This window comes from Bacillus sp. FSL R12-0074 (assembly GCF_038005725.1).
GTDB lineage: Bacteria > Bacillota > Bacilli > Bacillales > Bacillaceae_G > Bacillus_A > Bacillus_A mycoides.
In genome coordinates this window covers 182,680-195,596 of record NZ_JBBOTR010000002.1, presented here as the reverse complement: position 1 = coordinate 195,596, position 12,917 = coordinate 182,680, and the positions used below count along the sequence as shown (strand labels likewise).

The window sequence follows — 12,917 nt, the reverse complement described above, 5'->3', positions numbered from 1 at the left end:
TGCCAACTCCTTTTACAGTATGTCGCGCTTCTTAAACACCCCACTTGCTATGACTAACATTACAAGCAGATGTACAACTACATAAAGAAATGACGCAGTTAACGTAAAGTGTTCCGATAGCAGATTCATACCGTCTCCAATTAGCGGATTTGCATCTGAATTTCTTAAACTTAAATGCTTAAACACAACAACATCCGAATATTTCTTCAACATACTTGTCGCAATGTTAACGATAGTGTTCTGTAATAAAAATATGAACAATGTAATTGTGACAGGTAATATCGCTGTTGTAATTATACTCGCAAGCATAAGCGCTAACGTAATATAAAAGACGATGGGCACAAACTCATACATGACAATTTTGAGTAATATGGCGAGTGTAAAATCATCTGCCGTCCAACCGAAGCGAATGCCCCCGGCAAGCATCGAAACAAGTAGTGCCGCAACAATAAACAGTACAACGGTAATCAGCATTGCAAAATACTTGGATAGCAAAATAGCTACACGCGTCTTGGGACGAATTAATAATTGCTTTATCGTACCTTGCTGAAATTCATCAGCAATCGACTTTACCATGAGTGAAATGCTAAATATCGTGACAAGCATCGCTATAATCGTAAAGTTGAACTGTGTAAAAGTCACATAGCTTGAAAACCTCTCCGCTGCTGGTAGCCAAGACTTAATAATAAAGGCGGTCGCCACCTGCAGCGTAAGTAGTACCGTTAAAAAAACATACACATTCTTTTTTACGAAAATTTTCATTAACTCATTTTTGATTAAATTTATCATGAAGTTGCCCCCTTCGTAATTGCTAAAAATTCATCTTCTAGCGTTTTCCGCTTGGGAATAACCTCATAAATCGCAATATTATGCACTACGAGTTTCGCAATAATGGCGGCAATTTCCGCCTCATCTGCCGTCACCTCAAATAAAATATCATTTATAATGCGGCAGTCTATTAGCTCGTCAATGCCCTCCGTTTGCTTCGTTTTAATTTGCACACGATGTTCGCCCGCCTGCTTTTCGTGTAGGTTGTGCTCTTTAATAAAGGTCCCCTTATTAATAATGAGCACACGGTCACACATTAGCTCAATCTCACTTAGTAGGTGGCTTGATACAATGACCGCAATTTTTTCCTTCTGTGCAAGTTCGCGTAAATACTCCCGAATTTTGCGAATACCAGCGGGATCTAAGCCATTCGTTGGCTCATCTAAAATTAATACTTTCGGTTGATGTAACAAGGCTTGTGCAATCCCTAAGCGCTGCTTCATCCCCAGCGAGTAGGTTTTCACAGGCGCATGAATAGATTCTGCTAAATCGACGAGCTGAACTATTTCATCAATGCGCGCCTTTGAAACTTTGTGATTCGCCATATTGGCAAAGTGCACTAGGTTTTGTCTGCCTGTCATATATTCATATAATTCAGGGTTCTCTACAATTGCACCAATATTCATGAGCGCTTTTTCTCGCTCTGTAGCAATGCTATGCCCGCAAATTTGAATATCTCCTTGCGTCATACTAATCAACCCTGTAATCATTCGGATTGTTGTTGTTTTACCGCTACCATTCGGTCCTAAGAAGCCATAAATTTCGCCCTCTTTTACCTCGAAAGTTAAGCCATGTACAATTTTTTTATCGCCGATGCTTTTTTGCACGTCGGTTAATTTCAATACGGTTTTTTCCATCTGTCATTCACTCCTTTTGACGTTTTTATCATAATACAAAGAAAATTATATTGCAACAAAAATATATCGCAAAACAATAAATTTATATTCTGTTGCAACAAAAAAGAAGATATGAAAATATCATTATTTTGTTTGATGGCATCAAAGAGGTGCTACTGCAGGCACGTGAAGCTAAGTTATAAGTGACCTCAAGCAAAATCTCGGCAGTACTGCTGTACAATTTGCAAGCCTTACAAAATTGCGACGTACTTTCACAACGATTATTGGCGCAAAACCTATTAAAGGGGTACAGCCGAGATACATGTAATTTTGAGTATTAGTCATACATTTATTTCCAAACGTACTTGTAATCACGGATTTCCTTACTATCTTTCAACTTATTAACATACATCCTAATCATACAGTTGGAACAAAGTGTTTTCAGTAGCTAATAGATGGATGATTAGGGTGTACCCATAATAGACAAAATGATATTTATAAGCCCTATAAATGGCATATGGAAATAAAAGTAAGCCTATGACCTATTTTTACACGTAACTCGGCTGCACCCCATGCCCATCAACTTAAGATTATAAACAAACTGAACTTTCGTTTAGCTGGATTAAAACATTCTTAAAATAGAAGTATATTCTTAAAAATGCGCATACCAAATAAGCCCTAACGGGTTTCACTTTTTTAATTATGCAATTTTCATTTGTTTTCTCAATCCATTATACTCATAGACAACTCCCATAATATCAAATACAGTCTTCTTCTCATATCTGTGAGATTTTCGTCCATTCTTTTGTAGAAGATGAAACAGGCGGATTAAAATCTTTGTTATTTCTTGGGTGTTTTGCTGTGTGGCTTGATAAAGAATGTATAGATGGTCTTGAATCATTCCAATGGCTTTATATTCGCTTAATTCTCTTTTCTTCTTTTGTAAAATTAATTGTCGCATCTTAAACATAGTAGAAGAACATAGAAAAATAGCGATAAGTTTTCCGTAAATGTGGCATTCTAATCGCTCTCGTTTGATATTGTGCCAATCATGGATTTGAAATAAGGATTTCCAAGTTTTAAAGATAATTTGTCGGGTAAAGAACTGGCGCGGTATCAGTTATGACCCGTCTCCAGCCCCTCCCCATAAGAACTGCTCGTGAAGTTTTCCCTCAAGCAGCTCACCCCATAAACTTCATCAAAAGGGTTATGAGACCTATCAGATGGCAGACACTTTTATCAATATCTTCCTGAGCTTTCGAGAGGACGAACTTTCCAGTCCCAATAGAGCCCTAGTACACCATAGAGATATTCATTACTCCATCTCTGCCATCCAATGCTACGCTTTTGTCGCCGTTTCCTTCTCGTCAATAACGTACGGACTTTCATCTCTGTATAGTCCCGTATTTTACTAAAAGCTCGACTAGAATTCCCAACCCGGAAGTAATTCACCCATCCAATCAGTACAGTATTGATTTGTTTTACTAAATCTTGTGCAGGTTTGGCGCCTGCGTTTCTGATTAATTCTCGGATTTTTGCTTTCACTTTCGTACAGGCTTTCTTCTTCGGGGTAATAAGAACAAAGTATCTACTCTTATTTCGATTAAGTACTCGCCTCAAATCAAATCCTAGGAATCCGAAGGATTCTCCTTTTAAAACATTAACCACTCGGGTTTTCTCCAGATTCAGTTCAACTCCCAAAGGCTTTAATTGTTCCCACAGTCGTCGCAATGCCAATTCAGCCCATCCACGTTTACTAGAGTGTCCGCTTACAGTGATAACTATATCATCAGCAAAACGGTGATAATTTACAGCCTCGTAATGGTTTTCTGCTGTCTTACGTCGAATGGCATCAAATGTCCAATCTACTTCATTGAGGTAGATGTTTGCGGCTAGGGGAGAAAATGGTCCCCCTTGCGGGACACCAATCTTTCCTGTCACATTGATTACCTGTTTTACAAGATGCATAACTTGTGAATCTTGGACACGCTTTGCAATTTTCTCCAAAAGTATGTGGTGTCGAATTGTATCAAAGTAGCGTGACAAGTCAACATCGATTACTACAGTCATCCGACGCAATATGCTACGTCGCACTTCTGCCAGTGCTTGATGTGGGGAGCGTTTTGGTCGGAATCCGTAGGAATTTGGGCAGAAATCAGCTTCAAAGATGGCTTCCAATATGAGTTTTAGCGCTCCTTGGACCACGCGGTCCCGTATACACGGGATTTGTAGTGTCCGCATTTTTCCGTTTGCTTTTGGGATTTCTACTTTACGATTAGCTTGTGGTTGATATGTTCCAGCCTGTAGTTCTGCTTGGATATTCTTTAAAAACGGCATAACTCCCTCTAGCTCTATATCAGCGAAACTTTTCCCGTCGATGCCTGGGGCACCGTTGTTTTTCCTCGCTTGCTGATATGCTTCATGAAGGGTTGTTAGTTTGGTAATGTGGGAAAATAGTCCCCAAAACCGATGCGTAGGTTCAGACTTCGCCTTTTGATAGATTCGTCGCCTTAGTTCCTGCAAAGTGATGGGTGTTTTTGTCATGGCACCCTTGCCTCCTTTAGTCATACGAAATGTTTACAGGTTCGGACCCTTTCCTCCCCGCGCGTTTTGCTGCACGCAGATCTCTGGTACTACGATCCGTTCCGCCACCCTGACACCTACCGTTCTCACTTCCCGATCGCGGTTATAGAGACGGTCTCCTCGATGAGGTTTCTTCATCGGGTGTCGAGGGCTTCTCCAGTTTCCACATTATCTTTCTCTCCATGTCGCCGCTGATACCCCGCCGGTGAGAACTGCCGTTCCAGACTCGTTTCGGTCAGTTCTTGTTGCTTTCGCACGTTATCGACCGTCTCAGCCACCGGAATTGCGTGTAACGAGGCTACATCTACGTTCACTGTACGTTACAACCTGGAGATTTGCCCACATGCCTTTTGCATGTGATGTCAGAGGGCTTCGCCATTTCGCTTTCACTTCATGGCGCCTCTCAGGCTACGGGAGTGGAGTCTATTCTCCCGATTGGACTTTCACCAACTAGATAATGTGTCCTTATCTGGACACGCCAATCTGCCAGCGAAGGGAATAAAAATCATGTATTTGTTCCATCGGAACCCATTCCAAAGGTGTATTGGTAACATAAATGTTCATACCAGCTAATCGTTTGCTTTTCTCTGAGTACGTAATACCCTTTTTATTTTCCGTATACACTTGTTTTTTCTTACGTTCTCGAAGTTGTTTTTCAGTTAAACGATATATAATAACTCGTGTAAATAGTTTTTTATCCTTTCCAATATAAGCATCTGTTATTTCATAGACCTGTCCTGGTTTTAAGGTATTCATAATGTGTTCTAAATCAACTTTGATGTACTGAGACTGTTTTTTTACTGTCCCATTTCGAAAGTATTCAGGAAACTCATTTTTGATATATACCATATTATTTAGTTTAAGCCGCGATATATAATACACGCCACGTTGGTCTATTTGATCTAAATCGTCCAGTGAATAATAGCCTAAATCCCGAATACATAGATCGCCAGGTCGTAAGGTCGCTAAACATTCTGTTCCAAAGGTCTTATCATTATTCTTCGCCGGTCCAACTTGAAAATTTAAAAACTGTCCGCTATGTAAATCATATTCTAATTGAATCTTTATACCCGCTGTTTGTGCACAACCCCCTGACCCAGGATACACACTAGTTAAATGTTTTGGCACTTGAAAAATCGTTGCATCTAAAATACGAATCCGTTGAAAATAGGTAATTGAAGAGCTTGGAATCACTGATGTTTCACAAATTCTATTTTTTAATAATATGGAGAAAATATGTTTTAAAAAGCAAACAGCCTTCTTATTGAAACGTTTATTTAGTCCTTCTGGACTCATAAGAGTTCCTGTAACAGCATGAAGTTGACTACACAATCGCACTAAAGAATCACTCGCTACCCGTTGACTTATCCAGACACAGATAGTAGCTAAATCACGACCTGAAAACTTACGTTTTCGTTGTACAAAGTCTAGTTCTCTAGCAAGCTTCTCTAAAAATGAAGGACTAAGATGTTGATGTAATTCTTCAGCAAATAATTGTAGTTCACTTTGAATCGGGAGATTCATAAAAAACGTCATCCTTTCTAATCTAGCTTGTTTAGAAAGAATAACGTTTTTTTATACCTTAGGATAGTGAAAACTTCGAGTTTTTCTTACAAATATCGTGAATTCATTTCAAATTAGCGCATTTTTCTGTTAATTAAAAGGGACAAACTTGGATATATATGCTAATATCAGGGAGGAATTGTAAAGGAAACTGAAAAAATGGAGGCAATTATGAAAACTTTCATATATATGGTGAGACACGGGGATTCACCGAAATTTGGAAAAGAAGAGACAAGAGAATTAACTGAAAAAGGAAAATTAGATGTTCAACGAATAACAGATGCATTACAAGGTGAGGAAATCGACGTTGTTATCTCGAGTCCATACAAACGCTCAATTCTAACTGTTCAGCAGTTAGCGAAGCAAATAGGACAAGAAGTTATAGTATTTGAGGACTTAAAAGAGAGAATTTTTATTGCTGAAGAGGAACGAATGTCGGATAAAGAATTATTCCCTTTGATAGAAAAGTCATTCATAGATCCCAACTTCGCTTTAATGGGAGGAGAGTCGAATGTCGACTGTCAGAAACGTGCTATAAGAGTTTTAAAAGAATTATTAAACACCTATCGAGGACAGAAAGTAGTATTAGGCACTCATGGAGCTGTAATGACTTTGATGATGGGATATTATGAAAGTAAGTATGATTTTAATTTTTTATTACAGACATCAAAACCAGATATATATAGAATGGAATTCAATGGGCAGGAATTGGTGGAAGTTAAAAGATTGTGGGAAATTTCATAGATTGACTTTATTCATCCATAGCTTACCTAAATGACGTGTATTATAAGAAAAAGGGTTACTGCGGTAACCCTTTTTCTTATGACATTGACGGGGATTGAGTTCAACAATATAAAAATTCGGTTTCTTAGCGTACAAAACTCACGTTTTGTTCTTGCTATCTCGAGGTGAAATGGGAGGGAATGTTTTTGGGCAGGATATTTTTAAAGTTATTTTTTAAATCAATCCTATTTGTTTTCTTATGCGGTATTGTTGTTTTTTCTATATTTCAGATTATTTTTGTCTGGAGTGTTTCGACAGGATTAGGAAGAGATGATATAGTCGGGTTTTCTGATAATAAATATGTAATTGGTCGTCCACCTGTTAGCTATAATTTATATAAAAAAGATAGTGGGGAAACTATATTAGATAATGTTATTGGTTATAAAAAAGGAAAAACTAAAAGCTATATTCGGAATGAAATTGAGTTTGTAGTGATAAATGAGACAAAGGGTAGCTATGAATTGTATGAAATAGAAAAGGCTTCAAAAAAGGATATAGAACGGCTGAAAGAAATGAAGAAATTAGAATAAAAGAGACTATCTGAAAGATAAAAATGTCCACTAGTTATTGTTAGATCTAAAAAATGTTTTAGACTGATAACTGGGATTTATTTTATGAAAAGAATTATTATTAAAATAAAGCATTAGGGGTTCAGTCCCATGCTCTCAAGCTAATATTTTGAAGTGTCCTCAAAACGAAAATTTTCTTCGTTTTGGGGAACTATCAATTTCTTAAGTTGATGGGCATGCGGCTGCACCCCAATATATCAATAAAAAAGAAACGCAAAGTTTTTTACTGTTGCGTTTCTTCTGTAGGTTTAGAATAAAGTTTGATTAAAAATCACTCTAAGCTATATAAAAAGCTATCGATTAGTCATTCCTACATAAGCGTTGGACATTTCACATGTTTGTCCTAGTTGAAGAGAGTTCATTAAAATCTCCATATCTATCTGTATATACTCTGTACCTTTTTTGATTCTTCCATCTTGAAAATAATCAAGGTTAGGATTTTTTGATAAATACGTGTATTCGTTTACTTTTTACATAATTGCCATTATCGGTAGTTCTAATAAAAACATACATATAATGGTGATTATTATGGAAAAATATCACAAATAATCAAAGTCTATAATTTAACAATTCACACGTTCTAAACCAAAACTTACAACGAGTTATTTTTCAATTTGGTTTGTGACTGGATGGAGAGAATATGAAAAAAATTACACAAAAACAAATTTTCCTATTTGGTATTTCATTAATATTTATGACAGGATGCTTGCAAAAGTCTCTTATTGATGATGTTCAATTAATTCAAGGCGTTGTATACGATACAACAAAAGATAAAATAAAAGCAACAATTGTCTGTCCTGTTCAACAAAAAGGGCATAAAGTTCAAGTATTTGAGAATATTGCAAACACAATAAAACAAGGAAGAGAAAATGCCTCCTTCGAATCTGCACAGCCGTTTGCCAGTGGCCAATTACGTGTTGCTCTTTTTACAGAAAAATTAGCTAAAAAAGATATAGCGGTAGCGTATGATGCACTTCTACGAGATAGTAGTATAGGACACACAATATATCTAGGGATACTGGAAGGTAATGGATATGATCTATTCTCTGGAAAATATCAAAATAACTTTAATGTTGCAATTTATATAAAAAATCTGTTGGAACACAATATGGAAACAGGTTCATTACCGTATGATAATTTACATCATAACTCTAATCGCTATTACAAAGTAGGACAAGATAATTTTATGCCAATATTAAAAAAACAGAAAGATAAAATAAAAATTCAAGGTTTAGCTCTTTTCAATGAAGAAAGATATGTAGGGAAATTGGCACCAAAAGAGATGTTTGTTTTTAGAGGATTGCTTGAAAAACATAGATTGAACTCTCAAGAGTTTAAAAGCCACGGCGGTTATGTATTAATTAACAACATCCGTTCCACTCCTTCCTATCATGTTCAGATTAAAAATGGAAAACCATCTTTTTATATTCAAGTTAAAGTGGATGCTCGTGTGCAAGAAGTCTCAAAAAGAATAAGTCTAGAAAATAAAAAGAATTACGAGATAATAACAAAGAACATAGAAAAACAACTTAATACAGATAGTAAAAAGCTACTAAAAAAACTACAAAATCTAAATGTAGATCCACTTGGTTTAGGCTCTAAATTTAAACAGCATTATAAATCATTTGAGTTAAAAGAATGGAACAAAATATATAAAACAGTACCAGTAAAAGTGAAATACATCGTAAATATTGAAAATTCAGGAGTCGTTGAGTAAGAAAATTGAAATGGTTTACCATGAGTTTTATGAAAACCATCTATATGTTTGCCGAGGCTTGTAATACTTTCAAATATTAAAACAAATTAGACTTTCAAAAATTTACACGCTAAACAAATCTAAGTTTTCCTTTATGTCTAATTATGCTATTATCTATTCAAAGCAATTTTCATTGCTTATAGGAATCATTCCAATGGCTTTATATTCACTTAATTCTCTTTTCTTCTTTTGTAAAATTAATTGTCGCATCTTAAACATAGTAGAAGAACATAGAAAAATAGCGATGAGTTTTCCATAAATGTGGCATTCTAATCGCTCTCGTTTGATATTGTGCCAATCATGAATTTGAAATAAGGATTTCCAAGTTTTAAAGATAATTTCAATCTGCCAGCGGAGGGAATAAAAATCATGTATTTGTTCCATCGGAACCCATTCCAAGGGTGTATTGGTAACATAAATGTTCATACCAGCTAATCGTTTACTTTTCTCTGAGTACGTAATACCCTTTTTACTTTCCGTATACACTTGTTTTTTCTTACGTTCTCGAAGTTGTTTTTCAGTTAATCGATATATAATAACTCGTGTAAATAGTTTTTTATCCTTTCCAATATAAGCTTCTGTTATTTCATAGGCCTGTCCTGGTTTTAAGGTATTCATAATGTGTTCTAAATCAACTTTGATGTACTGAGACTGTTTTTTTACTGTCCCATTTCGAAAGTATTCAGGAAACTCATTTTTGATATACACCATATTATTTAGTTTAAGCCGCGATATATAATACACGCCACGTTGGTCCATTTGATCTAAATCATCCAGTGAATAATAGCCTAAATCCCGAATACATAGATCGCCAGGGCGTAATGTCGCTAAACATTCTGTTCCAAAGGTCTTATCATTATTCTTCCCCGGTTCAACTTGAAAATTTAAAAACTGTCCGCTATGTAAATCATATTCTAATTGAATCTTTATACCCGCTGTTTGTGCACAACTACCTGACCCAGGATACACACTAGCTAAATGGTTTGGTACTTGAAAAATCGTTGCATCTAAAATACGAATCCGTTGAAAATAGGTGATTGAAGAGCTTGGAATCAATGATGTTTCACAAATTTTACTTTTTAATAATGTGGAGAAAATATGTTTTAAAAAGCAAACAGCTTTTTTATTGAAGCGTTTATTTAGTCCTTCTGGACTAATAAGAGTTCCTGTAGCTGCATGTAGTTGACTACACAGTCTAACTAAAGAATCACTCGCTATTCGTTGACTCACCCAAACACAGATAGTGGCTAAGTCATGCCCTGAAAACTTACGCTTTCTTTGAACAAAATCTAATTCTCTAGCAAGCTCCTCTAAGAATGAAGGAGTAAAATATTGATATAATTCCTCAGCAAATAATTGGAGTTCATCTTGAATCGAAAGATTCATAAAAAATGCCATCCTTTCTGTATATTTCTACAAAAAGAATAACGTCTTTTTTACATAATGGATAGTGTAAAACTTTAGCTTTATGGCGATGCGTCAGCACCCCATAATCATCTATTCAACAGATAGATGGTTACTTTATTTCTACGCTCGAAATTATATGATTTTATTATCTCTACACATCAACACATATTACTTTTTGTGTTTATCTTGCCAAATGAATTAATTTGTTATATTTTTCTATAATGATATTTAGTACAATATCAATAGGAGTGATAAATTGTGAAATTTAAAAAAACAAAGATAATTTTTGGGGGCTTATTACTACTGATTATCTCTACATTCTTAATGACGAAAGAGTCGAAAATTAAAGATTTTCCTGTGTTTATTTTTTCTAACCATGTTGAAGATGATAAGCCAGCAGATTATCAATATACTTTTGGTTATTTACCTTTAATGTCTATAAGAGCTAAAGGGTGGAAAAAAACGCATGAAGAAGGAGCTACTACTGTATTTGAAAAAGAAAATAGAAAAGTTATTATTATAAAGTTTCCTGAAGAAGACGATTTTTACTTATATGAACCGAAAGATTAATGTTTAGTAGGGGTAACACAGCATGGCCATCAAGCTAATATTTTGAAGTGTCCCCAGAACGAAATTTTCTTCGTTTTGGGGAACTACCGATTTCTTAAGTTGATGGGCATGGGTAGCACCAACTAAACGCGAATTTCGTACGCTAAGCGATTTTTCACATAGAGAAAGCCGATTTCCTGTACGCTAGGAACCGACTTTTTTAGAGTAGCTTGTTCAACTAAAGCTCCTCGATAAGACATAACCCCTCTGTCCCATAGTAGATAAAATCCTAATAACAAGAATTCCCCTATGTTTAGTCATTAAAAACCCACACTTTAAACTTTTTATTTTGTTCTAGTAGTTTCCAACCTGTCTTGTAAAAATATTGATTAAATTCGCAATCAGTTGGACATAGTGCAACGATAGGTAAATCATTTATAGTTTTTAACATCTTTTTTAACAAGCCTTGGCCACGATAGATCTCGCTTATAGCAAATTGATATAGAGAAATGGTGTTTGATGTTTTTTTTCGGTAAAATCGAAATGCTCCTACTACTTGACCATTAACTGTCGCCACTATCATTTGTTTTCTTCTAATAGCTGCTTTAATCCCAAGAGGACATAAAAACTCTTCAGAATAAACTTCACTATTGTTACCATCTAAATTTTCTTTGAAGAAAGACACAACTTTAGAAATATGGGTTATATCAACTAATGCTATCTGCATACTTCGCCCCTTTAAGGTTTCTTAGGACATAAGAGATTTATATATTTCCCCTATAATCCCTTCCATTTGATGAACACCTAATTCTGCATTTGTCATGATCACTGCACCTTTTTCTAAATACGGAAACGCCACCATCATACATTGAAAACCTACTCCCCAACCGAGTGATGTAATTTCTAATTCTTTTTTAGAACCTTCTAGAAACATACTTAATCCAGTCCAATTCTTACCTCTTTGTGGGGTTATCATTTCTTTTGCTATATTTGCCGATATACCAACCTTACTTTCTCCTTTTACAGCATTTATCAATTCAAGGACTAATTTGGCTAGATCTAAAGAGGTTGTCCATAGCCCAGAAGCTGCTAGATATGGATATATAGGATATTTTCCATTCACCAATTCACCGTTTCTGTTATGACCACAAGAAAAATCATTTCTATCCATTTCTAAAGGTGTTGTGTTTAATTTGCTATTTTTCATTTTTAATGGTTCAAATATAAGTTCGTTCATAACTCGATGAAACGGTCTTTCAGTTACATCTTCTATTAGTTGCTGGATAATACAAAAACCTGCATCTGAATAGTGGAATTCACTTTCAGGTTCATATTTCACTTCAATAGGATTTTTACAATAAAGAGTTTTCCCCTCTAATAATTCAACCATCGAAGGGACCTCCGTAACTAAATTAAGCTCAATGAAACTATTTTCAGGATCAATAATCCCAGATTGATGGCTAAGCAAATTTCGTAATGTAACTCTTTTATTTTTAGTTAAATCATTTTCAGGCACCTTCCACGATACAAGTTTTTTGTTTATATCCTCATCTAAATCAAGAATTCCTTGCTCAGTTAGTTTCATAACAAGCATTCCTGTTAGAAATTTACTAATTGAACACGCACTAAAAATAGAATCTTTATTTACATTCTTATCGCTTCCTACCTCCAGTATGCCGTAATTTTCTGTACTACTGATTTGACCATGATCAATTAATGTAATACTTAAACCTGGCACATTATAATGTTTCATTCGTTCCTTAATGGTTATATTTTTTAATTTCATAGTTATCCCCCTCGTATATTAGTACCACTAATAGAAGTTTAACACGAATGTACGTTCTATTGTATGTATTTGGAAAATAAATTTATGTCCAATTAATCTGTACCGTTAGCTTATGTATATTTCTCCACAATTTATTTTTTATTCTAACGTTTTTATCCAATTTAGGTTCTGCAATAAGTACCGAAAACGCCCGTTTAAGGAACTCTATTTAGTTCTAACAAAACTGAAAGAAATACGGTCAAAAACCAGTTCCAAAA

9 protein-coding genes and 4 pseudogenes are annotated in these 12,917 nt (G+C 35.3%); 4 read left to right on the top strand and 9 right to left on the bottom strand.

All coding sequences use genetic code 11. From position 1 onward, the window contains the following. Positions 1–12 precede the first annotated feature (12 nt). From NSS97_RS28790 to NSS97_RS28770, 5 genes and pseudogenes are all read right to left on the bottom strand, one after another. Positions 13–789: an ABC transporter permease gene (locus tag NSS97_RS28790; protein ID WP_107888059.1), complete on the bottom strand. Its 777-nt coding sequence runs from the start codon at positions 787–789 to the stop codon at positions 13–15. Continuing rightward, positions 786–1,685, bottom strand: coding sequence for an ATP-binding cassette domain-containing protein (locus NSS97_RS28785; protein ID WP_107888060.1), 900 nt, complete (start codon positions 1,683–1,685; stop codon positions 786–788). The genes NSS97_RS28790 and NSS97_RS28785 overlap by 4 nt, the downstream gene beginning before the upstream one ends. A gap of 679 nt (positions 1,686–2,364) precedes the next feature. Further along, a pseudogene (locus tag NSS97_RS28780) lies at positions 2,365–2,757 on the bottom strand (IS4 family transposase); the annotation flags it as partial. A gap of 146 nt (positions 2,758–2,903) precedes the next feature. Beyond that, positions 2,904–4,208: a group II intron reverse transcriptase/maturase gene (gene ltrA / locus NSS97_RS28775; protein ID WP_341114977.1), complete on the bottom strand. Its 1,305-nt coding sequence runs from the start codon at positions 4,206–4,208 to the stop codon at positions 2,904–2,906. 513 nt (positions 4,209–4,721) lie between these two features. Next, positions 4,722–5,771, bottom strand: a pseudogene (locus tag NSS97_RS28770) (IS4 family transposase); the annotation flags it as partial. Positions 5,772–5,981: 210 nt separating this feature from the next. Between NSS97_RS28770 and NSS97_RS28765 the strand changes: the two are divergent. Both NSS97_RS28765 and NSS97_RS28760 read left to right on the top strand, forming a co-directional pair. Beyond that, positions 5,982–6,554 (top strand): histidine phosphatase family protein, encoded by a 573-nt coding sequence (locus NSS97_RS28765; RefSeq protein WP_107888385.1) that lies wholly within the window; start codon positions 5,982–5,984, stop codon positions 6,552–6,554. Positions 6,555–6,739: 185 nt separating this feature from the next. Then, positions 6,740–7,123, top strand: coding sequence for a hypothetical protein (locus NSS97_RS28760; RefSeq protein ID WP_131929462.1), 384 nt, complete (start codon positions 6,740–6,742; stop codon positions 7,121–7,123). Positions 7,124–7,458: 335 nt separating this feature from the next. Here NSS97_RS28760 and NSS97_RS28755 read toward each other — a convergent pair. Then, positions 7,459–7,625: pseudogene (locus tag NSS97_RS28755) on the bottom strand (IS4 family transposase); the annotation flags it as partial. 177 nt (positions 7,626–7,802) lie between these two features. On the opposite strand from NSS97_RS28755, the gene NSS97_RS28750 reads away from it, so the two are divergent. Continuing rightward, positions 7,803–8,879, top strand: coding sequence for a Ger(x)C family spore germination protein (locus NSS97_RS28750; RefSeq protein WP_107888383.1), 1,077 nt, complete (start codon positions 7,803–7,805; stop codon positions 8,877–8,879). Positions 8,880–9,062: 183 nt separating this feature from the next. Here the strand turns inward: NSS97_RS28750 and NSS97_RS28745 are convergent. Further along, positions 9,063–10,304 (bottom strand): annotated as a pseudogene (locus NSS97_RS28745) (IS4 family transposase); the annotation flags it as partial. A 279-nt stretch (positions 10,305–10,583) separates the two neighbouring features. On the opposite strand from NSS97_RS28745, the gene NSS97_RS28740 reads away from it, so the two are divergent. Next, positions 10,584–10,895, top strand: coding sequence for a hypothetical protein (locus tag NSS97_RS28740; RefSeq protein WP_107888051.1), 312 nt, complete (start codon positions 10,584–10,586; stop codon positions 10,893–10,895). Positions 10,896–11,187: 292 nt separating this feature from the next. Here the strand turns inward: NSS97_RS28740 and NSS97_RS28735 are convergent, their stop codons facing one another. Then, a complete protein-coding gene (locus NSS97_RS28735; RefSeq protein ID WP_341114972.1) occupies positions 11,188–11,601 on the bottom strand; it encodes a GNAT family N-acetyltransferase in 414 nt (137 codons plus the stop codon). 21 nt (positions 11,602–11,622) lie between these two features. Continuing rightward, complete coding sequence (locus NSS97_RS28730) at positions 11,623–12,660, bottom strand: serine hydrolase domain-containing protein (protein WP_341114969.1); 1,038 nt, start codon at positions 12,658–12,660, stop codon at positions 11,623–11,625. Positions 12,661–12,917: the final 257 nt, after the last annotated feature.